We start from the raw sequence: 22,639 nt of genomic DNA on the forward strand, positions 1-22,639 counted from the left end.
ATCACAAAGCTACCAGCGAGGCGTGACAAGGCAAATAAAACTGCTTATACTTGCGCTCGCTTGTGGTTGTTATGCATAGCAATTTGCAATAGAAAACTGCACAGCACATCTCAAAATGGCCCCATAGCTCAGTTGGTTAGAGCATCCGACTCATAATCGGCAGGTCCCCTGTTCAAGTCAGGGTGGGGCCACCATCTTTCCTACGCTTCGACGATAGTTATTACTAACCTGATATGGCTTGTGCTACCTCTGTGCTACTTATAGATTAGCGTCATCTATTCCAAAGTAACAGTACAATCCACGATTTAATGACTTGATTGAAAATAGAACAGCGTATATATTATATGCATACCTTCGACTAGGAGCATCTCCAGTCACAAATGAAGGTCCCTACGAGCTATGAGTCATATTACAACTGCGCTACGATGTTTTGGGAATCAAAATATTCGTAGCGCAAGTATGTAATGCAAACTGTCGTAAGTTTACTTCTCCCTCTTTCCGCTTTCCATCGTAGCTTTAATGACTTATCAATAGGTCTAGCGCTATTTCAATGTACATATTTTGTTTCCTTCAACTTGTGATATTGTAAGAAGACCCATCGGCAGAAAATACATCTGAATTGATTTTAAGGAATAAGGTATTTAGGTATGAAAAGGAGCTTTGAAGAAATCTTCATTTCTACATTTCACAACAAGGTTTCCTTTGATGAGTTCTTGACGCTGGACATAGAAAGTGAATTTAAAAAAATCCCACTTCAGAAAAGAACTGTGTATGCTCCTAGCTCGAAATTAAAACAGATCCATAGATTCCTTAACCATGCAGTTTTTGAATACGCAGAATTCAATAAAGACGTTGTTTTTTCATATAGAAAAGGGGAGTCAACAAGAACAGCTGTAGAAAAGCATGCTAATAATCGCGTATTTTACCAAGCAGACATTAAGGACTTTTTTGGAAGTCTCAAGAAGGAAAACATCCTCCATACAATTGAAGCACAACTAGAAAACACTCCTGTTCTCGACATCGTAGATTACAGAGATAGGCTACTGGATTTAACAGTGGTTGATGACCATATACCTGCGGGATTCGCAACCTCTCCAATTTTGAGCAATCTCTGCCTTTTCGAATTTGACAACGCCCTAGATAATATATGCAAGAAAGAAGAATTAACTTACACCCGATATGCTGATGACATCATAATCTCCTCTCAAACCGATGCTTTTCTACCAGAAATAGAAGAAAAAATTCAAAAATTACTAAGCAAAAAGGTTAATCCAGAGATATTTTTAAACCTGGCTAAGAGAAAAGTACAACTGCAAGGTCAACGGATTAAAATTTTAGGCTTCAACATCTTGCCCAATGGTATCGTAACGATTCCAAATAAAGACAAGAAAAGCGTTGAAACCATGCTTCATTTTTTTATAAATGATGAAGAAAAGTTTAAAGATTATGTCAGCAAAAATATCAAGTCAAATAGTGATGGTGAGCCGTCGCTCAGGGATATAGGAATTTCGTCTCTATCAGGAAAACTGATATCACTAAATTCGATGGACAAAAATTATATTTCAAAGTTAAAAAAGAAATATGGAAATACGGTCATTGACATGTTTATTAGGAAGTCGGTGAAATAAGATGGACTTTGAAGTAACCATAAGAAATGTACAACACATTAAGTCCCTCGAATTCAAAACCAATCTTGCCATTCATGGCCTAACCTGCCTAGCAGGTGAAAATGGGGTTGGGAAAACGACTCTCATTAGAGCTATACGAAATCTTTCAACACATAGTACTTTCGTAGAGACAGCTGCACCTTACATTTTTAATGATGAGAGCAAGATCTCCTATCAGTGGGGCGAGTTTAATTTTGAATTCAGTTTCAATAAAAAACTTTCAATAGTCGATACAAAGCAATACATCAATGAAGATGTTATCGATTCAATTGTTGTAGAACTGGCATTACCTCATGGAGAAAGATTTCATCACTTCAGAAGATTAAGCGATCTTGATGAGGAGATAAGAAGCAAAATTGCTATCGGTGATTATTCAACTCCAGACGATCTAATAGAGTTCCTACACAGAGTTTATCAAACGACCAGATTCTCAAACCTAAAAAAAGTAAAAATAAAAAATCAAGAATACTATTTTGTTTTAAGGGATGAGGATGAAAGATTTTATATCAGAGAGGATTACTTTAGTTCTGGGGAGTATTTTGTAATAAGTCTATTTAAGCATATTAAAAAGGGAAAGAAGCTTATTGTAATTGATGAAATTGACATTTCTCTTGATGCCCGCGCACAGGTTCACTTAATAGAAAGCTTAAGAGAGTTCTGCAAAGATTATGAAGTGAATATAGTTTTCACTACGCATTCCCTTGCTCTTATGAAGACTCTTCTTCCAGGGGAAATTTTCTATATGGAAGCAAATCAAGAATCTGGAAAAACTGAGATTGAATGCCGACCATATGAGTTTGTGAAAAGCGTTATGTATGGGTTTAAGGATTATGGAAAATATATTCTTACAGAAGACAAGCGATTAGCACATTATTTACATTTTCTTATATCAAACAACGAAAGTACTGTTTTTCATGAATACCAAATAATTCATATTGCAGGCGCCTCACAAGTAGTTGACTTGATTGACCGCAATGAATCCCAGAACTTCTTTTCCAGTAAAGAAAATGTGTTAGCTGTTCTCGATGGAGATCAACAAGAAGAAAGGTATGTCCAAGGGAGGGAAGACGTCCTCTTACTACCTTTCCCAAGCATTGAGAAAGCTATATATGAAAAATATTTGGAGGGAGATGAGCAATTACCCAGAGTCGACTCAATTGAGGGTGGAAACTATAGAAAGAAAGCGAGCAACCTATTTTGGAAATTGACAAGAGTTCACGCTAATACCCAGCATCGAAGTCCTGAATGGCTTTACAACTACCTAGAGGAATTAAAGTCAGAAGAGGTTAGTACCTTTCGGGAAAGTATAATGAAATTCTTAAATATATAGATTGTGGATGCCATGTATTTTGAGCATAAGAAAACTAACTACAAATAAACTTCCGTAATCTCAGGCCTGAAATGCCCCATTTCTTGCGAAACCGTTTCCAGAGCAACAGCTCGCCTAAATCCTAACGCGATTAATTCGCTCATACGCTCTTGCGCATAGCTATGTCGGAGGCCATGGGCACCTGTAGAGAAAAACAGAGCGCGCTTAGATGCTTTACTAAACGAATCTGACCATCGCTTCCCGGCTCCAATATCATAACGTTGGAGGTAGTTTATTCTTCGGTCTCTGACAGTCACTGGATAATTAAATCTGCGTTTTTCCAGCTCCACGACAAGGTCGTTAGGAATCAAAACGTGGCGTATCAATCCACCTTTTCCTTGAACAGTGTACAGCTGACCTTCTCGCCCTGCCCATTTTGAGTGTAACGCGGGACGGTTATCAGGGCTTCGCTCCTCTGCTCTGGCAAGTGTTAGAAGCTCATGTGCTCTTAATCCGGCAGCATATGCAATTTGGGTGGAAAGTTGATGCGTTTCACTTTGATGTTCGGATACCGCTTGTGCCTGTTCTGACGTGTAGGCTCTGGACCTTTTAATTTCGTCCAGCTCTGACTTTACGCGGTACATGGTTGCTTTAGGAGGGAGTTTGCCATTCAGTTGCATCATTGACTGAATGGCCTGACGCTCCATATCAAGAGCTTTCTGTCCTACAGCTTCGGCGCGGTATTCAAGGTAATACCTGGCAACGTCTGGTGTCAGCGACTGAAGCCCGTTTAGTTTGTTCTCCTTTGTCCACTTGGCAACAGTTTTAAGAGCTTGTTCGTAGTTACGGGCTGTACCATATGACTTGATAATTCTTGCTTTTGTTAGCCCTTTAACTACATTTTCCGCCTGCGTTTTCGCTTTGGCGAACTTAGGCATTTCTGTCCAGCCAACGTTTCACCGTAGTCCAGTTTACAGCAACACCTCTACGAACAAGCCAGCGCTGAAGCTCCGCTTTACTTGCGCCCTCTTCATAGAGTTTACGCAAGTAAACACTGTATTTGTCTAGCTTCGACGGCTTATGCCGCTTTCTGGCGATTAGTCGGGTCTCGGCTTTGAGCTGAGACACTTCATGTACTTCATTAAACATTATGTCATTCCTTAGGTTGTAAGATTAACTGGCTGTAATCAGCTCAGCGACACTTAAGCCTATTCGCCCCTGTTTAGCGCATAACGCAAGGCTCGGACCGATCTCGCCTGGGATTTAAAAATCAAAATAGATAGAAACGGCAGCAACTAAGCGCCGAACTTGAACGCCGAAAATGCGGCGCGGCATGACATATTTAGAAGGACGTGAGGGTGCCTCACTACGTGGAAACGGCAGCTGGAGAGCGCCGACTTTTTTCGTTGCCCGAACGGGCTAGTGGTTTAAAGATTACCTGCATATAAATCAGGATGCAATCTGCAAATAAATTTCTGCGTGTAAGCGCCAGAACCCAGACGCCCGCTATGTTGAAGGCGATTTTTCGACTTCGACATAGCGGGCGGCGGAGCGCCCGAATAAAAGAGAGGGATATTGCTCATGATGCCTCTGTTTTACGGGTGGGTTCTTAGCAAAATTTACGAGGCAATCAGGCAAATAAGACGGAAATATAGAAAAACATGAAAAGGCTTATTATTGGGGTCACGATACTTCGCTATTGTCTGTTTTGATGAAACTCCAATATCGCTTCAGCTAAATCATCTTCTACACAAAACAGAAATGCAGTGGGCACGTTCAGCACTGCACTTAAGGACAGCACCGTTTTAAAGTCTGGTGTATGAACACCGCGCTCGTACTGGTTCATGCGCGCAGACGCTACGAAGTTGTCCATCCCTGCCTGTATCCCTAATTGCTTTTGGGATAGACCTACCCTTGTTCTTGCCTGTTTTAACCGTATTGGGAACGGCGAACCATCATTTGCTTTCAATTGGTGTACGACATCTGCTATTGAAAACTAAGATTTTCTTAGCTTTAATAGCACCTAGATACTAAGGAATACTTAGCCATCAATTTGGCATGCCAAATTGAGCGTGGAGGTAAAAATGGGATTCGAAGGTTTTTTAGGGATTTTAGCGGTTGTCGCTTTATTCATCGTAAGCGCCTTTTTTGGCAGTGATGGAACAGACAGCAAAGGAAATGAACAATTGGATAAGCTGGATGATGGTATGGGAAATGTTATCGCTGATGGTGAGCACATGACTCGTGAAGAGGCTGAGGACGCTCAGGCGCGAGGCGAGCTTTACGATACCTATCTATAGAAATTAGGCATGCCTAATTTTGAGCGGTCTTTTTTTGACTAATGAAAAAACAGGCACTAAATCAGTAAGAGGCTGACATGACAGCATATGAATGGTTTCAGGTTTGGGTATTGATGGTTTTGGCTATTCGAGCTACCCGACGCTATGACAAACTTAAGCACGATCTTTTTGATGCAATTAAAGCTGGGAGAATCTAACTATGGGACCTTTACTTGCTGGCTGCGCACTGATTCTAGGCGTTGTCATTTTCTTTGCGTGTTTATTTCATCTAAAGGTGAATAAACAGCATTAAAGCCGCTGTTCAGGCCTGACTTTTCCATTTTTTAATTTGGCATGCCAAATTCACAGTTCATTTTTTAATCAAAGCTACGCCTCAAATTGGCAGCTTAATGTCGCTTTTTCCTAAAAACAGAAAAACCCCCTCAAAGTCACCCTAGTTTTTCGACCACCCCGTTGCTCATTGCGTTGTAGTTTCATCGGTAAGCATTGAACATTACCAGTGAACAGAGGTAACTACTGTGATGAACCGACACTTAAAACCAAAGCCTGACTTCTATTTATTAGAAGAGGTAGCGGCCATACTCCGCTCAAGTAAAAGAACCATATACAATCGCATATACAGAAACCGCGTATATGGTGAGCAAAACCCCGTCCCCCCATACATAAAAATGAATGGGAAGTTACTCTTTCCTTCCAAAGATTTTGACAATTGGATAGATAGTCAGAAAACAAGCGGTTAGTTTGCGTATAGGATGTAAATATCTAATGAAATCCGCAAGCGAACTAATCCGGGAGTTATCTTTTTGCGAAGATGTCCCCAAAAAATATATAGCGTACTACCCGACAGTGCTTATTGATCCGGTACTACTACCTTTGCACCAAAAGCAAACCGTACCGATAACATGGGCTGAAAAAGAAAACGCCAGGCGAACTTTAAAGTTGGAATGCGAAAGCGGTATTCCAGGTGGCACATTTGGGCGAATGAGTATTTGTTACTGGCAAACTCAATTCACAAAACTTGAGAAGACAACGGGAATCGAAGAAGTAATTGAGGAAGAGCTTAAAAAGTCTCAACGACAAGCATTTTTCGATGTTGTGGGAAGAGAGCAAAGTGGATCTAGCCAGTTGACAAGCTTCTATTCTAGTTTCCGCTCAGCTCTCGATATGAAGATCTCCAACGAAGAGCGGTTTACGGCAGCAAAAATGTATACGAAAGGAACAACCAAACCTTTCTCAATTAGTGATGTGAAAAAATCCATGCCTGTAGACTCTAGAGCACTTCAATTACTTTTTCAGCGGAGATCGCCACTAGGAATCGATTTGTATCTGTTTTTAAATATGAAAGCTTACTCTATGAATAAAGAGGGCAATAATGAAAGTAATTTCATTCCTTGGGCAATTTTTGAAGCTGTATTTCATAGCCAAAGAAGTAAATGCAAGAACCTGTACGAATTTAAAGCTAAAGTCATCAAGGCTCTCAGGCATGTGATCTACTGCCTACCAACATGTTCTATTAAGGTAAAGGAAAAAGGAATAGCCTTCAGAAGCGGAAAAACAGCGGTTCAACCATTACAACTGGCTTCATGAGCTTCATTCAAATTTAGTAATTGGACAAGGCCTGCAAGAGCTGCTGTCGCTGTGTACCAAATAAGTTCGCCGTGTGTACGAAAAAAGTTCTGTTCGTGTACGAGAAAGGTTTGAAATCGACTTATCAACGTACGAAAAAAGTTTTGTTTGTGTATCAAAAAAGTTCTATCTTCTGTGAAGCCCTTAATATGCTTGGGCTGTAGAGGGTCGCTATTAGTTATCTTTTAGTTTTTATTTATTTATCTATTACTGAACGTACTTATTTTGTGCATAAAACTTTGTTGTAATGTCCACAAAATTCAATATGACTTTCGCCTTCTCTTGATCTCCGGCGCTAAAGCTAATAGATTAATGCAGCCAATAGAACGAGGAACGCAATGAAATCGCATCAAAACAACAGAACTAGCAGCAAGGTGGTGATTACCGCCCTTATGCTGTTTGCACAGTTGTTTTTGTTTGCCTCAGATGCGTTTGCTTTTGATAGCTTCTTCGAAAGCGCCTCAGAATCACACCATGAACTGTGTGTTCAGGACTCCAGTGTTTGCCAGCCAGATAAAGATGCTGCAGACAACGCAGGTACAGACAACTGTGACCATTGCTGCTCCTGTCACGGGCATTTTACCCATATCGTATTATTTAAAAATACTGATAGCCATTTAGGTAAATTTGGCGAGATGGCACTAGCTGCATATCGTCCTTTCCCTCCCTCTCACTTACAACCTGGTATCGACCGTCCTCCCAGAGCCTGAATCCTAGTCATTTTTTATCTATTTAGTTACTGACCAGGATTTACAATATGAACTCTTTTATTTCGCATGCGCGCAGGCGTATGTGCACTGTGATCGTGAGTAGTGTGTTGCTATTCATATCACCCACTGCAATAAGCAAAACGATAACGCTCGAACAAGCGGCACGACTGACATTGCGGCAACACCCGGATTTACAGCGGTATCAGTCGCTGCTCACTGCTACAGAGGCAGATAGAACGCTGGCTAATCTCACTCCGGCTTATCACGTTGGCGTTGAAGCAGAAAACCTGCTCGGTTCAGGAGATGCATCAGGCATTAGTGATGCTGAGCTGACGGTCTCACTCTCCTCTGTTTTCGAGATGGGAGGAAAGCTCGATGCAAGGGTATCCTTAGTTGACGCCAATTTATCCCTGTTACAGTCAGAGCGCTATGTTGCTTCTCTCAAACTGTTAAGCGAACTAACCCGGCAATATGTAAAAACACTCGCAGCTAAAGAGCGGCTGACATTGGCACAAACGTCTGTTTCTCTCGCGGATGAAGCCTTATCTATTGTTAAACAGCGCGTTGAGAAAGGCGCAACCAATAAAGCTGAATTTCTGCGCGCCAGAGCCGCACTCAATCAAGCCAGAGTCGACAAAGCATCCGCTGAAACGGCTCTCGCTATTGCCAAGCAGTCACTTGCTCTATTTTGGCAGGGAGATGCTGAGGCAATCGATAAAATCTCGGGTTCACTTAGTACCCTTCCCGCAAAACGGCAGTATTCCGCTGTTTATCAACAGTTTCTTGAATCAGCAAATGTGGAACGACTCACCCAAGCTATCAGTGTGAAAGAAGCTGAACAAAAGCTGGTAGAAAGTAATGCCAGTGCTGATATTTCATGGCGCATAGGTGTACGGCGCTCTCAGGCAGTTCAGGATACGTCTGTTGTTGCTGCTGTTTCCATGCCGCTTTTTGCCGAACAAAGAAACCAAGGCGCTACTCAGGCTGCCCTGGCGAAAAAAGAAGCCGCGGTAATTGCCAGAGACAGTCAGATACTTGAGATAAAAGCATTACTGTTTAAAGCACAGCAATATCTCAATTTCACCATTGATGCTGTAAAGCATATCAACGACACCGTTTTGCCCGACCTTGAAACAGCTACCACGCTCGTGCTCGAAGGTTACCAGCGAGGGGCATACAGCTACCAGGATTGGATTGCATCCAGAGATGCGTTGATACGGGCACGTGCAAAGGTCATCGAATTGAGCGAAAGCGCGTTAGTGAACCAGTCACTCGTTGAACAGTGGACCGGAGTATCCGGTCAGGCTTCTCCTACTCAAGAATTCCGGAATAACCATGAATAGACTATTAGTTATTATCTCACTACTACTGTGTCTGACGGATGCCAATGCCGCAGCAAGTGGTAAACAATCCCACACGGCTGAATCGAAAACATTTACCAATAGCAGCGTATCGTTGACATTACGCATTCAGGATACGAAAGAGGGAGCATATTTACTGGCCGAAAGGGCTGATCGCTCCCAGCCGCTGCCACCTGACGCGCTTAACGTCACGCTCAATCGTATGGGAGGACGTCAGGACATCATCCATTTTGAAAGCTATGAAAATGGGCTCAGGTCCACAAGTTTTATCGCTGAGCCGCACTCATTTCTCGCGAATATTGCACTCTCACTGGGAGAAAATAGCTTTTCGTGGGATTGGGAGAAGCACGAAGCCCGAACTGAGATAGATGATGCGTATTCCAGTCAGGCTGGCGTAACCACAAACGTTGCTACGGGCGGTGAAATAAAAAAGCACACCGAGGTTTATGGTCAGTTGACTATACCGCCACAACAGCGTGCCGAGGTTCACGCCCGGTTTACGGGAATTGTTGAGCAGCTCTTTACTGATATTGGCCAGACTGTGAAAGCCGGGGAGGCAATAGCGCAGGTGCAGTCAAATGACAGCCTCCAGTCTTACGATGTAAAAGCGCCAATCAATGGCGTTGTCGTATCGCGCAACCTGAATATCGGAGAGCTTACCCGCACAACACCGCTTTTTACGATTGTTGATACTTCAGTGCTTTGGGCGGAATTAAAGGTGTTTCCAGCTCACCGTGGTCAGGTTGCTGAAGGTAAATCAGTTCACATTATCGCAAATGGTCGTCAACTCGAGAGCACGATTACCAGCATTGTTCCTTCTCACGAAGGGCAACCCTACCAGCTAGCACTGGTAAAAGTGGTGAACAAGGACGGCCTACTCTCTCCCGGCGATTTAGTCACAGGCATTGTCGACTCACAACAAAAATCGGTGCCGGTAAAAATAGAAAATCGGGCCATTCAAATCCTGAACAATAAGCCGGTTGTGTTCCTGAATGAAGGCAATGCTTATCAGGCAACACCTGTAACCTTAGGATTGCAGGACGACAACTTTTCCGAAGTCGTCGCCGGACTATCTGTCGGACAAAGGTATGTTGTCGACAACAGCTACTTAATCAAAGCGGATATACAAAAATCCGGCGCATCTCACGCGCACTAATGGGGGGAGAAAATGATAGATAATATTGTTCGCCTCTCAGTCGAGCGGCGTTACCTGCTGTTAACCCTGGTGCTCGTCATCATAGGCATCGGCATTTGGAGTTATCAGCGGCTACCGATAGATGCGGTGCCGGATATTACTAATGTTCAGGTTCAGATAAACACGGAAGCACCTGGTTATTCGCCACTTGAAGCTGAGCAGCGGATCACCTTTCCGGTTGAAACGGCGTTATATGGTCTGCCCAATTTGTCCTATACGCGCTCTATTTCACGTTACGGACTTTCTCAGATCACCGTGGTATTTGAAGAAGGAACTGACATTTACTTTGCCCGGAACCTTATCGATGAGCGGTTAGCAACGCTGAAAAGCGTACTCCCGCCGGGGCTTGAACCTGAGATGGGACCGATTGCAACAGGTCTGGGTGAAATCTTCGTTTACACGCTGGAAGCGAAAAACGGCGCCAAAATGCCGGACGGCTCGTCCGCTACGCCTATGGCACTTCGTGAAGTTCAGGACTGGATAATCAAACCACAACTGGCTCAGGTTAAAGGCGTGGTGGAAGTGAATACCATAGGGGGATACGACAAGCAGTATCACGTGATGCCACATCCAGCGAAGATGCTGGAAATGGGTGTGACTATGGCAGATATCCGCAAAGCGTTGGTAAGCAACAATGACAATGCTGGAGCCGGGTATATAGAGAACAATGGCGAACAATTGTTAGTCCGCTCACCGGGCCAGTTAAAATCAATTGAGGATATCAGTAACGTTGTTGTCGGCCGTAAAGGTTCCGTGCCTGTTTTAGTCAAAGATGTCGCCGAAGTGGGACTGGGCAAAGAACTGCGCACAGGGGCAGCAACCCGAAACGGCAAAGAAACCGTGATGGGCACCGTGATGATGTTGGTCGGAGAAAACTCGCGTGAAGTTGCAGCGCTCACCAATGATAAATTTCAGCAAATACAAACATCATTGCCTGAATGGGTTAAGGCAGAGGTGGTATATAACCGCACTACGCTAGTAGACAAAGCCATCCAGACTGTACAAAAAAACCTTCTGGAAGGCGCACTGCTAGTTATCGTCATCCTGTTTTTACTGTTAGGAAACATCCGTGCCGCCCTCATTACGGCGGCTGTTATCCCAATCGCGATGATGATGACTATTACCGGCATGGTTCAGCGGGGCGTCTCTGCCAACCTGATGAGTCTCGGCGCGCTGGACTTTGGTTTGATTGTGGACGGCGCTGTCATCATCGTGGAGAACTGTATTCGCAGGCTCTCAGAAGCCCAAAAACAACAAGGTGGCTTACTGGCGCTTAAAGCACGCTTACAGGAGGTTAAAGACGCCACTATAGAAGTTATTCGCCCCAGCTTGTTTGGCGTGGGTATCATCACAGCCGTGTACTTACCTATATTTACCCTTTCTGGCGTAGAGGGAAAAATGTTTCACCCCATGGCAACAACCGTGGTAATCGCACTACTTTGTGCGATGGTATTGTCGCTCACAGTTGTGCCTGCTGCGATCGCCGTATTTATGCGCGGAAAAATCAGCGAAAAAGAGAGCATTATAATCCGCGGGGCGAAAGCCATTTATCGACCTGCGCTTGAGTGGGTGCTTAAGTTCAAATCGCTTATTCTGGCAGGCGCGCTGGGTCTCGTTGTGGTTTGCTCATGGCTTGCCTCTACATTAGGTTCTGAGTTCATCCCACAGCTAGACGAGGGGGATATCGCGCTGCATGCACTGCGTATTACAGGTACGGGATTAGAGCAGTCTGTTGAAATGCAGGAACTCCTTGAAAAAACCATTATCGACTTTGAAGAAGTTGACAAGATATACGCGAAAGTGGGTACGCCAGAGGTGGCCACCGACCCCATGCCACCCAATGTTGCCGACACATTTGTGATGCTCAAGCCCCGCTCTGAGTGGCCCACTCCGGATAAGCCTAAATCGCAGCTCATTAAGGAGCTTGAGAAAGCAGTCACTGCGCTACCGGGCAATAACTACGAGTTTACGCAGCCTATCCAGATGCGCTTTAACGAGTTAATTTCCGGTGTCAGAGCCGACATTGCGATTAAAGTATTTGGTGATGACCTGGATACATTGCTGGCATCAGCAAATTCGGTTGCATCACTGACGAAAGGGTTATCTGGCGCTGCAGATACCCGTGTTGAGCAGGTAGACGGTCTGCCTATGCTATCAGTCATTCCTAAACGTGATGTAATGGCACGCTATGGCCTCAATATAGACGATATCCAATCTCTGGTTTCGACCAGTATCGGTGGTCAGCAAGCAGGCTTGATCTATGAGGGAGACCGGCGCTTTAAACTGGTAATTCGCCTACCAGAGCAACTACGACGCGACGTTCAAAAGCTTAAGGTACTGCCAGTCCCCACACCCGATGGGTATGTGCCGCTACAGGAGGTGGCCACATTAGAAGTCAAACCCGCGCCAGCACAAATCAGTCGGGAAAACGGCAAACGCCGCGTGGTCGTTACAACCAACGTTCGCGGGCGCGATCTGGGTAGTTTTGTCGCAGAGTTGCAGGTTACGTTGAATGAAGACTTGAAACTACAAGATGGCTACTGGCTGGAATATGGCGGAACGTTCGAGCAGTTGGAATCGGCCAGCAAAAGATTGTCCTGGGTGGTCCCGGTAACGCTGGCGCTCATCGTCGGCATCCTTATTCTTGCATTTGGTTCAGTAAAGGATGCTTTAATCATCTTCACCGGTGTGCCGCTGGCACTAACTGGGGGCGTACTTGCACTGTGGATTCGGGGTATGCCGCTGTCTATTTCTGCCGGTGTAGGGTTTATCGCATTGTCAGGCGTCGCCGTATTGAATGGTTTAGTGATGCTCGCCTTTATCAGGCAGTTGTGGTTTGAAAAAGGCGAGCTCTACACCGCTGTCATTGAGGGGGCAATAGTCAGGCTTCGTCCCGTTTTGATGACTGCCCTGGTAGCAAGTCTTGGCTTTGTGCCCATGGCACTGAACACAGGCACCGGTGCTGAGGTTCAACGGCCGCTCGCGACGGTGGTTATCGGCGGCATTATCTCATCGACTTTACTTACACTGTTCGTGCTCCCAACCTTATACCAACTGGTGCACAGGAAAGCGGATAAACAGTAAAACAACAATGCCCTGGATAAAACCAGGGCACGACAGGAGTATGTATGGGGCACTCACATTCCCAAAGCTCAGAAAAAATTGGCTGGGCTTTTTTCCTCAATTTTGGCTTCACTATCATTGAGTTTATTGGAGGATGGTTAACAAACAGTACCGCTATTATGGCGGATGCCGTGCATGACTTAGGTGACACATTGTCAATTGGCAGTGCGTGGCTTCTGAATAAACTCGGCACTAAAAGCGCAACGAAAGAGTTTACCTATGGCTATCGGCGGCTGAGCTTACTCGGGGCGCTGATAAACGGCATTGTTTTAATCGTTGGTTCTGCCTGGATCCTTTATGAAGCAGTGCCACGGCTGAGTAATCCAGAGATACCAGAAACAGAAGGCATGATTGCACTGGCTATTCTTGGCGTACTGGTCAATGGCTTCGCCGCTTATAAATTACATGGTGGTAAATCGTTGAATGAAAAAGTTCTGAACTGGCATCTACTCGAAGACGTTTTAGGTTGGGTAGCGGTACTCATTGTCGCTATTGTTATGCAGTTCAAAGACTGGCCCGTTCTGGATCCAGTTCTTTCCATCGGATTTACGCTATTCATTCTGTTCAACGTTATCCGAAACCTCATCAGCACCGTGAAGCTATTTTTTCAGGCGTCACCAGACAACAGTCTTTTACAAAAGGTGACTGATAAACTGCTTGAACTTGATGCTGTGAGCGATCTGCATCACCTGCATATCTGGTCATTAGATGGTGAGCACCATGTCGCGACAGTTCACGTCGTTAGTCAGTTTGAGTCGAAAGCTGAATACCTCGAACTTAAAGAAAGTGTATCCAACGCGCTACAAGAGTTTGAGTTATCGCATACCACTATTGAAATTGAGCTAACCAGCGAAGAATGTCGGGATGCTGATTAATAGTATTTAAAAAATGGGCGATGTAGCCACTATGAAACGACTTTTTACCTCAGGAATGGTCACCACCCATTTTAACTGTGAGATATACTCTAGGCCAATAATGCTGACATAAGTTCAAGCCTTTGCGATTTAGACAAACTCGCCAATTTCCTCGTCAAGTCATCAATGGCGCTATCTTTATCGGTTGACTTTACGCCTGCGTATTCCAATAGCCTCTGACAGATTCTATCTGCTGGTTCCCTTAGCTCTTCTGCTGTAAGCACGGTGTAGCCAGCAGTAACATCACTGCGACTGGTCTTATGATTCAGTAGCCTTTTCAATGTGTATGTACCTACCCCAATAGTTTCAGCAACCGAACAGAAGGTGCGGCGAAGATCATGCAGTGTGAAAGAAACATCCGTGCGTTCGTTCATTTGTTTAATTATTTTCTTTGGCTCCATCACTCTCCCATGATGATTGTCGGCACCAAAAACAAAACCCGAAACGCGGTACTTAGCCCTTCTCTTAAGGATTTCCTCCAGCGGCGTGGTGATTGGTAATTCCAGACCATGGCCATTTTTTGTGTCGTCCAGGCAAAAGAGATGATCATCTAAAAATACGTTTTTCCATTCCAGCTCCAGCAACTCAGTTTTGCGTAATCCGGTAAATGCCATAAATTCAACAAAGTCACATACTGTTGCAGTGAAATCTTGTCGATGAACAATGGCGTCCTCACGCATCTCATGAACAACTGCAAGAAATGGCTTAAGCTGAGAAGGTCGGAGTCTTGTCTGCTTGCGGGCTACGTTGTTCCAGCAGCGTTTTTCCGACAGGACAGTAACAGGGTTGTGAGGAAACAAAGTTCTGCCGTCTGAGGATTTATACTCAGCCCTAGCAAAGTTAAACAGCGCTCTGAGCGTTCTCATAGCTAAGTCGGCCTGTGCAGGGCTTCGCTTAGTCAGTTCACAATGCCGACGATAGATGCGGGTTTCTGTAAGGTCAGCCATACGCTTCTTTGCCCAATCGTCAAAATAACAGTCCATCACCTGCTCGTAGCCACGTAACGTAGTTTCTTTAAGCTTTCTGGAAAGTTTATAGCTCTCGTAAACGGTCTCCAATGTGACTGAGGCGGCCCTGAAGTGACGTTTGCTATCGTTGGGGTTCATTCCATCAGCAATATCCGCCATCGCCTTTCTAGCTTGCTTACGGGCCTGCTCTACTGCAATGGATGGAAAAGAGCCGATAGTAACCGACAATGGCTTTTGTGTGCCTGGAAGCTTCTTATAAACCCGAAACGTCTTCTTATTTGATGGAAGAACATCAATGATGAGACCTGGCATTTGAACGTCGTAATATCGAGCCCGTTTGTCTGAGCCTGACAGTTTTTCAATGGCCTGTTCTGTAAATCTGAATTTTGTTGCTGACATACTGTGCTACCTCTGTGCTACTTTGAGCGCAAAATCTAATGCGCTGAATTGCTTAAAAAATTAAGCAACAGAGATAACAAAACCGCAATAACCTACTGATTTATATGAAACAATAAGTAATTAGCAAGTAAATAAAGTAACTATCGGTAAAGGCTCGGTTTGAGCCTCATAATCGGCAGGTCCCCTGTTCAAGTCAGGGTGGGGCCACCATTTCCCTTCATAGTTATCCCCTTGAATCATCATTTATATTTAGGTTTTTTACTGTCCTGTGTGGTGGTACTTTAGTTACTTACGTTTACGTATCATATTCGGATAAGAAATGGATTTAACTCCCGATAAACTTGACTCTCAATTACAATTGGCCTTGTTGATAGATCTTATAGAGGTAATTCGTAAAGCTGCGGAAAAGAGTATATTTTTTGACAAAATATTACCTTTACTAATCACCATACTGATCGCTTTTATTACAGTGTTCTTCACCCATAAATTTGCAAAAAAGCAACAGAATCGGCAGTTCAAGCTAACTCAAAACATCGACCGCGAAAATAGAAAGATAGAGGCAATTAATCACACTGTATTGTTAGCCGAATCTTGTTTTACAAAGCTATTGTCAATCAAAGATAACTACAGAGGTTCACTTTCGAAAGATTACCCTCAAAGAATAATGGACTTACCAGAGATTATTGCGATGCAAGCGCAGCCAGTAGATTTGCATTTTATAGACTCTTTGACTTTTTTGTTGCCAAAGAACGATGGTGAAGATGAATCAAAATGGAGACAGATTAGCCAAGTTCACGCCCTTTTCTTTAATTACAATCATCTTTTGGCTGTATGGGAGAAGAGAAACATGATGCGGGGACAAATAGAGGTAATGATTTTTGAGTCAAAGAAATTTTTAGAGTTTCTTGAGGTTAAAAATGATAGCCCTGTTCCTTTCCACCTTTTAATGAAATGCGCTCAGTTAACAGAATACGTTATAAAGTTAACGGATGATTTAACTTATCAATTCAGCAAATTTCTTAATGAGTTTCCAGTAGCCGCTCACACATGTCTACGGTCTGACTTAGACAAAGAATTACTAGTAGAAAAAGTTCATTTCCCAGAAGACGCCAATTACCATCGCCTTTCGGGCATAACATACGAAATGCCAGGAAATATGAACCAGCTATTACAAAAAGTCTCGGACAAATTTGATACTTCAAAATTTGAGGAAAAATCCCAGTCCCCGTACAGAAAATCAAGATCTGAAAGTCAATAACAAACTGGTTCACCTGTCTTAACATTAGCTTTGAGGTGAGCTTGCAAAGGTGCAGCAAGTAGCTCCCAGTCCACTAGTGACTCTCTAACAGGAAAAAGAGCATAAGGTTTGTTTGCGTCCTTATGCTGCTGATTTTCAAGTGCTGCAATTCGTTGCAGCACTTTTGTTCTAGCACTATGCCGCATTATCTTTACTCGGGAAGTAAATATCAGCAAGCATACATAGCGTCTCAACACGTTGGTTGTGATGTGGATGCCGAACAGCAATAAAACTGGCAATCCCAAGATCTGGTTCCATAAAACTAGCAAGTTCATTTGCAGGTACATCACAGCGAATACAAGTAGCTGGGATATTCTTATCACTGTAATCGAATAACTTTTCTATGTCCTCTGCAACTACCAACTTAAACTCACCCTGCCCTGTTTGAAGAAATAGGCAACGCACTGTGCGCAGATGCTTATCGTGTGGCCAAAACATTTGACCACAATCATCATAAAACTTAGTCAGCCGAAAGCAGTCCTCTGGTGCATATCTGTATAAGAGAGGTGCAAACTCTTTCATATGATTTGTAGGGATGATGAAACGTTCTTCTATATTTATCTTAGGCATTGGCATTCCCCTCCAAAGCAGCTAAGCGGTCCTCAATATCTTCAAGGTGGCGGATTTCACCAAGCGCCCCAATTATCTGAATTATTCGCTGCACACTGTCAGGTGACAATCCCCCCTTTGAGGTTGCCGCTAACACTTGCTCCGTTTGTTCAGCAAGAGAAGCAGCGGTATCGAGCTCGAACTCAACCTTTTCGCTCTGTGCTGCTAATGTGGGTAATACCCGCGAAATAATTAATTGTGCAGATTGAACATTACACCGCCCATAGTGGTAACAAACTCAGCCCAATTACCTTCATAGTCTGTATCAGTATCTAGCTACCACCATCTATATTCTTACCTACGTATTTGGCAATGTCTTGGAGCAGAACAGTATTATTAGTCAATATCGACGTAGGTAATTCTCTTCTGAACTGCCCCATCTTCTTCCATAGCGTAATATGCTTAAATATCTATTACTTGCCTTTGATTCGTATCGACGGTAAACGGAGTCAGAAATATTTGCTTCAAAACGTTTAAGTAAATGACCTTAATGTACAAGCCAACGCTGTTCCTTTGCCTAGTTTTTAAGTAATCAACTATTTGTTACCTTCTAGTTTTTATTTATTTATCTATTACTGAACGTTACTGTACGTATATAAATATCAGCGGTATCGGTTGCAAACTCAAGATGACTGAAGACGAAAAGCGTATTGAACAAGAAGCGATTAAGTTTGCTAAGAAGAACCGTACTGCCATTGCAAACGAGCTGACTGACAGAAAAAGATTCCCTCCTGAAGATGAGCCTGTAGCGGTCTTTATGGCCGGCTCCCCTGGCGCGGGGAAAACCGAAACCTCCAGAGAGTTTCTGCAAGAAGTTGAGGCTACTAATGTTATTCGATTAGATCCCGACGAATTGCGCCACTACTTCGAACAATACACTGGAGACAATTCATTCCTATTTCAAAGAGCTGTCTCCTCTATTGTAGAACGAACTCTGGACAATGCGTTTAAGCGTAAGCAATCATTTTTACTTGATGGAACGCTATCAAATTACGCTATAGCAGAGAAAAACATTAAACGGGCTATTGATCGAGGTCGCGCAGTTCTCGTATTGTTCGTATACCAGTCACCAGAGTTAGCATGGAAGTTTGTTCAATCTAGAGAGCGAGTCGAAGGTAGACGGATTAACCCTGAAATATTTGTTGAGCAATTTTTAGAATCTCAAGCGGTAGTACGGAAACTAAAGCAACAATTTGGTGGTCAGATAAAAATAGATCTACTGTTAAAGGACAACGAGGGGGGCACTCGCATGTACCACGCCAACATTCAGGCTGTAGAAAATCATGTTAAGCATAAATTTACTCGCGAGACGCTTACTACCCTGATACAATCGCTGCCCGCTCATTAATTGGGCAATAAAATGGGAGAATAATGATGTTTGCCAGATTAAAAAACGGCCAGACAACAAAGTACAACTCCAGCCTGTCTGAGTTCGTTCGCAACGCCGACTCGTCTAAAAAGAAAAAAGTATACAGCCGTGTTATTGATAGAGCTGTAGAATCTCAGAATTCAGTAGTGAAGCAGGCTGAGCTACTACAAACTCGCTGATATTCGAGGGAGTCAGACACTCCCTCTATTGTTTTATCTCTTTTATGCTATTAAAGCTGCCCCCTGTTCAAGTCAGGGTGGGGCCACCATTTTTTCTAGAATTACCAGTCACCACTCGCTTATATCATCACGATATCAGTTTTCTCAAACTTAAAAAAAGCGTCTTTATTAAAACTGTAACACCAAATCTGTAGCCTAACTGCACTGTCTCTTTACCCATAGTTTGGTTCCCCGTAAATGAAGCACACCATGTCAAGCCATACGTTTTATTCGCTGACGGTAACCTTCACCATTTTGTCTATTCTTGGCCAACTCTCTACTAGCATTTATAGCCCCTTCTTTTTTGACTTGGCTGCTATATACGACAGCCATGTGGGAATAATTGAAAAAAGCGTGGCCGTGTTTCTTATCGCGTTCTCACTTTCGCAGTTAGTGTCTGGTGTCGCCTGCGACTACCTAAACAAACAAAAGTTTCTACTGTATGGAGTCTTTGTTTTCATCGCCGGTACGCTTATGGTGGCACTTGCCACCGAAGAAAATACCTTTCTTGTAGGAAGAGTCATTCAAGGCTTAGGCGGTGGGGTTGGCGTTTCAGTATCGCGCGGACTGTCACGTCAGATATTTAGCGAAAAGCAGCTGAATGTTTCACTTTCGTTTGTCAACATTGCATTCGCTATCGCGCCAGCAATAGCGCCACTAGTAGGTACACTAATTGGCGAGTCCTTCGGAGTTTCATCTATCTTTTATTTTGTACTAGTAATGGGAGTATTCGCCTTACTTTTACTGCTTTCAGTTTCCACCACCCTCAAACAGTATATGCCGACAACCTCAGAGAACGTCTTTAGCGATACTTTAGCGCTTATTAAAAGCACAATGATGAAAATCGTCTCAGTGGGGATGGCCAGCGGTTTACTTTATGGCATTGTGTTTAGCTTCATTACCATCTCGCCGTCTATGATAATGCAGCAATTCGGACTCACCAAAACTGTGTTCTCGATATATTCGCTTCTAGCCACGCTGTCTTTTGTGATGGGAAGCATAATCAATATTCGACTAGCCTCTGTTTCACCATTGTTTAAATTCAAGTATTCAAGCTTGTTTATCGCTGTGCTTTCTGTGCTTTTTTGGTTACTTATTTCCCCCTTCGCAATAAAAGGGTTAATGGGTATTTTGACTTATTGCTATATCACCTTCTTTTTTATTGGCATCGCAATGCCCTGCAGCGTAACTATCATGCTTAGCTACTCTGATAAATCCGCAGGTTTTTTAGCGGCGCTAACCGGCTTTTTTCACCTAACAGGTGCAGCAATAGGCGCTTACGCGGTGACCTTAATTTCCCTAGAACCTATCATTTCTTTTTGTTTGTCCTCTTGCGGCTTAAGCGTTTCAAGTATCCTCATCTGTACAATACTGAAGAGGAATTAACTAAGCTCTTGTACGGCAATGCCGTTGTAATGATAAAACGTACACCACTTAAGGTGTTTAATAGTGAAAATTGAGTCGTGTTGCCCATTTGATTTCTAAAATCCATCCCCATAATGATGAGGCTCCCGAAGTGGTTGGGAGCAATTATTGTTAAAAGGATATTAGAAACAATGAAACGTACTATTCTCGCCAGTATCTTTGGCGCGCTTTCTTTAAATGCTTTCGCAGCTTCGCCTTCATATGACTTCGTTAAAGCTGGATACGTACAAGCAGATATTGAAGACGCAGGCGACTTCGAGCCTACCGGTTTTCAAATTCAAGGCTTCAAATCACTTAACGAAAATGTATACCTGACAGGTCGTTATGGTCAGTTAAGTGAAGATGTATCTGGAGTTGATATTGATTTGGACTACGTGTCTGCAGGTGTCGGTTATAGATATGGTCTAACTCAGAATACGGACTTTTTTGGTGAAGTTACTTACGAATATGTAAATCTCGATATCGAACTAGACTCTATTTCGGGTGAAGACGACAATGGCTATGGCATTACTGCCGGTATTCGTTCAATGCTGTCAGAGCAATTTGAGCTTCGCGGTGCTATCCGCTATATCGACATTGAAGACGACGAAACAGCTTTTGAAATTGGCGCAGACTATTTCTTTACACCACAATTCTCTTTCGGCGCTACTTACGTTATAGCTGATGATGTTGACCTACTAGGCGTATCTGCACGTTACACCTTCTAACACCTTTGATGGGTTAACGTACTCGCAACAAAGCCACGTTACACAACGTGGCTTTTTTATTGAGCTACGCAAACCAGTCTATTTAGCCTCTTGGCCTAATGTGATCGGGCGCTGTCGGCAGACTAGCTGCACCTTCCTGCTCTAGGTTAAGCGCAGTAATTGGAAATGGAATGACAATCCCTTCTTCATCAAAACGCTTTTTAAGCATTTTTATAAAGGCGCTCTTTATGAAGAAGCGGTTAAAGTATTCACGGGTTCTCAGCATCACTGTTAAGTTGATACTAGAATTGTCGAAAGTGTGAAACAGAACAAAAGGTTGATAAGTTTCAACACCAAACTCGTGCTGCTCTAGAATAGTATTGGCAACCTCTAAACATACGTTTTCAACATGCTCTAAATCAGAGCTATAATGCACGCCAACTTCAACAGGCACCGACAGTTCGCGTTCAGGGTAGTAGTAGTTAATCAACTTTGAATTAGACAACTTACTGTTAGGCATGATCACGATGTTGTTTGGTAGCATTCTGACCCACGTGGAGCGCCATCCTATTTTCTCTACAAAACCTTGTTCTCCGGAATCCAGCTCGATGAAGTCGCCTATACGAATGGGCTTATCCATTACCAACTGAATACCCGAGAAGAAGTTTTCAAGCGTTGGCTGTAGCGCTAGTGCTACTGCGAGCGAAGTAATGCCTAACGATGCAACAATGGGTGTTACCGACACCCCCATGGTGCTTAATATAATCAAAATTGCTAATACAGCGAAAAGCGCTCTAACTGCTCCACCGGCAATTGCGCTGGTATTTTTAACTATGGTTGACTGGTCGCGATAACGACTCAACGAGTAAGTGACAAAACGCTCGAAGAAGAGAAATAAGGTAATGATGAGGCCAGCTTCGATAACAATGGTTAGCGCTTTAATCGCCCCTTCATCTTCTATCTGAAATACTGAAACAATACTTTTAACCAACAGCAGGAAAATAACCCAGATAAGCAAATTAAGTGGGGCATTTAACGACAACACAAGCACGCGATAGATATCAGACATACTGCTGTTTTCTGAACGCGCTTTAGCTTTCAAACGCACCAAAATAAGTCGTTTAACAATGAAGAGCACAATAACAACGCCTACTAATCCGGCTATTGCTATTGCCTGCTGGTTTTCAAGAAGTTGAGTGCTGTCCACGGCTGACGGGGCTCCTGCATATATGAGTAGGCACTTTTTATTTTTAGCTACACCTTAGTACGTGAAAGAAGAGGCAAAAGGTGCACCAGTTATACCAATCCGCATAGATAATTGCCCACTCAGAAGGCGCAGGCAAGTTTCCTAGCGAAGCGTGGGAATGAACGAAGCTAGGATACTTGCCAGACCTTCCCGGAGGGCGAGTTTAATAAAAAACCCCATGCAGTTTTCACAACATGGGGGCTTTGGTTTGTTTTAT

At 43.5% G+C, this 22,639-nt stretch carries 22 protein-coding genes and 1 tRNA gene; 16 read left to right on the plus strand and 7 right to left on the minus strand.

The window, feature by feature from the left end:
• Nucleotides 1–117: 117 nt before the first annotated feature.
• The 3 genes from MHM87_RS14315 to MHM87_RS14325 all read left to right on the plus strand — a co-directional run bounded on the left by MHM87_RS14315 (nucleotide 118) and on the right by MHM87_RS14325 (nucleotide 2,997).
• Nucleotides 118–194: transfer RNA gene (locus MHM87_RS14315), tRNA-Ile, on the plus strand.
• Between the two features lie 453 nt (nucleotides 195–647).
• Complete coding sequence (locus tag MHM87_RS14320; RefSeq protein ID WP_117315610.1) at nucleotides 648–1,628, plus strand: reverse transcriptase family protein; 981 nt, start codon at nucleotides 648–650, stop codon at nucleotides 1,626–1,628.
• 1 nt (nucleotide 1,629) lies between these two features.
• Nucleotides 1,630–2,997, plus strand: a complete 1,368-nt coding sequence (locus tag MHM87_RS14325) for an AAA family ATPase (protein ID WP_117315608.1) — start codon at nucleotides 1,630–1,632, stop codon at nucleotides 2,995–2,997.
• Nucleotides 2,998–3,035: 38 nt separating this feature from the next.
• On the opposite strand, the gene MHM87_RS14330 is transcribed toward MHM87_RS14325, so the two are convergent.
• The 3 genes from MHM87_RS14330 to MHM87_RS14340 form a co-directional block, all read right to left on the minus strand.
• Nucleotides 3,036–3,914, minus strand: a complete 879-nt coding sequence (locus MHM87_RS14330; RefSeq protein ID WP_117315606.1) for a site-specific integrase — start codon at nucleotides 3,912–3,914, stop codon at nucleotides 3,036–3,038.
• A complete protein-coding gene (locus MHM87_RS14335; RefSeq protein WP_232366449.1) occupies nucleotides 3,907–4,125 on the minus strand; it encodes a hypothetical protein in 219 nt (72 codons plus the stop codon). Before MHM87_RS14335 ends, MHM87_RS14330 begins: the two co-directional genes overlap by 8 nt.
• Nucleotides 4,126–4,672: 547 nt before the next feature.
• Nucleotides 4,673–4,945, minus strand: coding sequence for a helix-turn-helix transcriptional regulator (locus MHM87_RS14340; protein ID WP_076012106.1), 273 nt, complete (start codon nucleotides 4,943–4,945; stop codon nucleotides 4,673–4,675).
• A 115-nt stretch (nucleotides 4,946–5,060) separates the two neighbouring features.
• On the opposite strand from MHM87_RS14340, the gene MHM87_RS14345 reads away from it, so the two are divergent.
• The 8 genes from MHM87_RS14345 (at nucleotide 5,061) to MHM87_RS14380 (ending at nucleotide 14,166) form a co-directional block, all read left to right on the plus strand.
• Complete coding sequence (locus MHM87_RS14345) at nucleotides 5,061–5,276, plus strand: hypothetical protein (RefSeq protein ID WP_076012115.1); 216 nt, start codon at nucleotides 5,061–5,063, stop codon at nucleotides 5,274–5,276.
• Between the two features lie 521 nt (nucleotides 5,277–5,797).
• A complete protein-coding gene (locus MHM87_RS14350; RefSeq protein WP_076012107.1) occupies nucleotides 5,798–6,016 on the plus strand; it encodes a helix-turn-helix domain-containing protein in 219 nt (72 codons plus the stop codon).
• 25 nt (nucleotides 6,017–6,041) lie between these two features.
• Nucleotides 6,042–6,863 carry a hypothetical protein gene (locus MHM87_RS14355; protein ID WP_117315602.1) on the plus strand — a complete coding sequence of 274 codons (822 nt, stop codon included), beginning with the start codon at nucleotides 6,042–6,044 and terminating at the stop codon, nucleotides 6,861–6,863.
• Between the two features lie 377 nt (nucleotides 6,864–7,240).
• Nucleotides 7,241–7,612, plus strand: coding sequence for a hypothetical protein (locus MHM87_RS14360; protein ID WP_117315600.1), 372 nt, complete (start codon nucleotides 7,241–7,243; stop codon nucleotides 7,610–7,612).
• Between the two features lie 80 nt (nucleotides 7,613–7,692).
• Nucleotides 7,693–8,955 carry a TolC family protein gene (locus MHM87_RS14365; RefSeq protein ID WP_239259810.1) on the plus strand — a complete coding sequence of 421 codons (1,263 nt, stop codon included), beginning with the start codon at nucleotides 7,693–7,695 and terminating at the stop codon, nucleotides 8,953–8,955.
• Complete coding sequence (locus MHM87_RS14370) at nucleotides 8,948–10,129, plus strand: HlyD family efflux transporter periplasmic adaptor subunit (protein ID WP_076012111.1); 1,182 nt, start codon at nucleotides 8,948–8,950, stop codon at nucleotides 10,127–10,129. Before MHM87_RS14365 ends, MHM87_RS14370 begins: the two co-directional genes overlap by 8 nt.
• A gap of 12 nt (nucleotides 10,130–10,141) precedes the next feature.
• Entirely contained in the window at nucleotides 10,142–13,252 is a 3,111-nt protein-coding gene (locus MHM87_RS14375) for a CusA/CzcA family heavy metal efflux RND transporter (RefSeq protein ID WP_076026003.1), read from the plus strand.
• Between the two features lie 44 nt (nucleotides 13,253–13,296).
• On the plus strand, nucleotides 13,297–14,166 hold the full coding sequence (locus MHM87_RS14380) for a cation diffusion facilitator family transporter (RefSeq protein ID WP_239259746.1): 870 nt from the start codon (nucleotides 13,297–13,299) through the stop codon (nucleotides 14,164–14,166).
• Between the two features lie 89 nt (nucleotides 14,167–14,255).
• Here MHM87_RS14380 and MHM87_RS14385 read toward each other — a convergent pair whose 3' ends face one another.
• The gene (locus tag MHM87_RS14385; protein ID WP_076011447.1) at nucleotides 14,256–15,572 is read right to left on the minus strand and encodes an integrase arm-type DNA-binding domain-containing protein; all 1,317 of its coding nucleotides are present in this window, start codon (nucleotides 15,570–15,572) and stop codon (nucleotides 14,256–14,258) included.
• Nucleotides 15,573–15,891: 319 nt separating this feature from the next.
• On the opposite strand from MHM87_RS14385, the gene MHM87_RS14390 reads away from it, so the two are divergent.
• On the plus strand, nucleotides 15,892–16,830 hold the full coding sequence (locus MHM87_RS14390) for a hypothetical protein (protein WP_239259748.1): 939 nt from the start codon (nucleotides 15,892–15,894) through the stop codon (nucleotides 16,828–16,830).
• 174 nt (nucleotides 16,831–17,004) lie between these two features.
• Here MHM87_RS14390 and MHM87_RS14395 read toward each other — a convergent pair whose 3' ends face one another.
• Nucleotides 17,005–17,439: a hypothetical protein gene (locus MHM87_RS14395; RefSeq protein ID WP_168532578.1), complete on the minus strand. Its 435-nt coding sequence runs from the start codon at nucleotides 17,437–17,439 to the stop codon at nucleotides 17,005–17,007.
• Nucleotides 17,432–17,575, minus strand: a complete 144-nt coding sequence (locus tag MHM87_RS14400; RefSeq protein WP_168532580.1) for a hypothetical protein — start codon at nucleotides 17,573–17,575, stop codon at nucleotides 17,432–17,434. Before MHM87_RS14400 ends, MHM87_RS14395 begins: the two co-directional genes overlap by 8 nt.
• Nucleotides 17,576–18,106: 531 nt before the next feature.
• Here MHM87_RS14400 and MHM87_RS14405 point away from each other — a divergent pair.
• The 4 genes from MHM87_RS14405 (at nucleotide 18,107) to MHM87_RS14420 (ending at nucleotide 21,197) form a co-directional block, all read left to right on the plus strand.
• Complete coding sequence (locus MHM87_RS14405) at nucleotides 18,107–18,826, plus strand: zeta toxin family protein (protein ID WP_239259750.1); 720 nt, start codon at nucleotides 18,107–18,109, stop codon at nucleotides 18,824–18,826.
• Nucleotides 18,827–18,849: 23 nt separating this feature from the next.
• The gene (locus MHM87_RS14410; RefSeq protein WP_156086002.1) at nucleotides 18,850–19,026 is read left to right on the plus strand and encodes a hypothetical protein; all 177 of its coding nucleotides are present in this window, start codon (nucleotides 18,850–18,852) and stop codon (nucleotides 19,024–19,026) included.
• A gap of 249 nt (nucleotides 19,027–19,275) precedes the next feature.
• On the plus strand, nucleotides 19,276–20,451 hold the full coding sequence (locus tag MHM87_RS14415) for an MFS transporter (RefSeq protein WP_239259753.1): 1,176 nt from the start codon (nucleotides 19,276–19,278) through the stop codon (nucleotides 20,449–20,451).
• A gap of 170 nt (nucleotides 20,452–20,621) precedes the next feature.
• Nucleotides 20,622–21,197: an outer membrane beta-barrel protein gene (locus MHM87_RS14420; protein WP_069943827.1), complete on the plus strand. Its 576-nt coding sequence runs from the start codon at nucleotides 20,622–20,624 to the stop codon at nucleotides 21,195–21,197.
• Between the two features lie 82 nt (nucleotides 21,198–21,279).
• Here the strand turns inward: MHM87_RS14420 and MHM87_RS14425 are convergent, their stop codons facing one another.
• Nucleotides 21,280–22,383, minus strand: coding sequence for a mechanosensitive ion channel family protein (locus MHM87_RS14425; protein WP_239259755.1), 1,104 nt, complete (start codon nucleotides 22,381–22,383; stop codon nucleotides 21,280–21,282).
• Nucleotides 22,384–22,639: the final 256 nt, after the last annotated feature.

It is taken from the genome of Alteromonas sp. Cnat3-28 (genome assembly GCF_022348265.1).
Taxonomy (GTDB): domain Bacteria; phylum Pseudomonadota; class Gammaproteobacteria; order Enterobacterales; family Alteromonadaceae; genus Alteromonas; species Alteromonas macleodii.

Excerpts from the sequence above, each read along its gene's own strand:
- MHM87_RS14320 (WP_117315610.1), top strand. The coding sequence starts at position 648 with ATGAAAAGGAGCTTTGAAGAAATCTTCATTTCTACATTTCACAACAAG.
- MHM87_RS14325 (WP_117315608.1), top strand. The coding sequence starts at position 1,630 with ATGGACTTTGAAGTAACCATAAGAAATGTACAACACATTAAGTCCCTC.
- MHM87_RS14330 (WP_117315606.1), bottom strand. The coding sequence starts at position 3,914 with ATGCCTAAGTTCGCCAAAGCGAAAACGCAGGCGGAAAATGTAGTTAAA.
- MHM87_RS14335 (WP_232366449.1), bottom strand. The coding sequence starts at position 4,125 with ATGTTTAATGAAGTACATGAAGTGTCTCAGCTCAAAGCCGAGACCCGA.
- MHM87_RS14345 (WP_076012115.1), top strand. The coding sequence starts at position 5,061 with ATGGGATTCGAAGGTTTTTTAGGGATTTTAGCGGTTGTCGCTTTATTC.
- MHM87_RS14350 (WP_076012107.1), top strand. The coding sequence starts at position 5,798 with ATGAACCGACACTTAAAACCAAAGCCTGACTTCTATTTATTAGAAGAG.
- MHM87_RS14355 (WP_117315602.1), top strand. The coding sequence starts at position 6,042 with ATGAAATCCGCAAGCGAACTAATCCGGGAGTTATCTTTTTGCGAAGAT.
- MHM87_RS14360 (WP_117315600.1), top strand. The coding sequence starts at position 7,241 with ATGAAATCGCATCAAAACAACAGAACTAGCAGCAAGGTGGTGATTACC.
- MHM87_RS14365 (WP_239259810.1), top strand. The coding sequence starts at position 7,693 with ATGTGCACTGTGATCGTGAGTAGTGTGTTGCTATTCATATCACCCACT.
- MHM87_RS14370 (WP_076012111.1), top strand. The coding sequence starts at position 8,948 with ATGAATAGACTATTAGTTATTATCTCACTACTACTGTGTCTGACGGAT.
- MHM87_RS14375 (WP_076026003.1), top strand. The coding sequence starts at position 10,142 with ATGATAGATAATATTGTTCGCCTCTCAGTCGAGCGGCGTTACCTGCTG.
- MHM87_RS14380 (WP_239259746.1), top strand. The coding sequence starts at position 13,297 with ATGGGGCACTCACATTCCCAAAGCTCAGAAAAAATTGGCTGGGCTTTT.
- MHM87_RS14385 (WP_076011447.1), bottom strand. The coding sequence starts at position 15,572 with ATGTCAGCAACAAAATTCAGATTTACAGAACAGGCCATTGAAAAACTG.
- MHM87_RS14390 (WP_239259748.1), top strand. The coding sequence starts at position 15,892 with ATGGATTTAACTCCCGATAAACTTGACTCTCAATTACAATTGGCCTTG.
- MHM87_RS14395 (WP_168532578.1), bottom strand. The coding sequence starts at position 17,439 with ATGCCTAAGATAAATATAGAAGAACGTTTCATCATCCCTACAAATCAT.
- MHM87_RS14405 (WP_239259750.1), top strand. The coding sequence starts at position 18,107 with ATGACTGAAGACGAAAAGCGTATTGAACAAGAAGCGATTAAGTTTGCT.
- MHM87_RS14410 (WP_156086002.1), top strand. The coding sequence starts at position 18,850 with ATGATGTTTGCCAGATTAAAAAACGGCCAGACAACAAAGTACAACTCC.
- MHM87_RS14415 (WP_239259753.1), top strand. The coding sequence starts at position 19,276 with ATGTCAAGCCATACGTTTTATTCGCTGACGGTAACCTTCACCATTTTG.
- MHM87_RS14420 (WP_069943827.1), top strand. The coding sequence starts at position 20,622 with ATGAAACGTACTATTCTCGCCAGTATCTTTGGCGCGCTTTCTTTAAAT.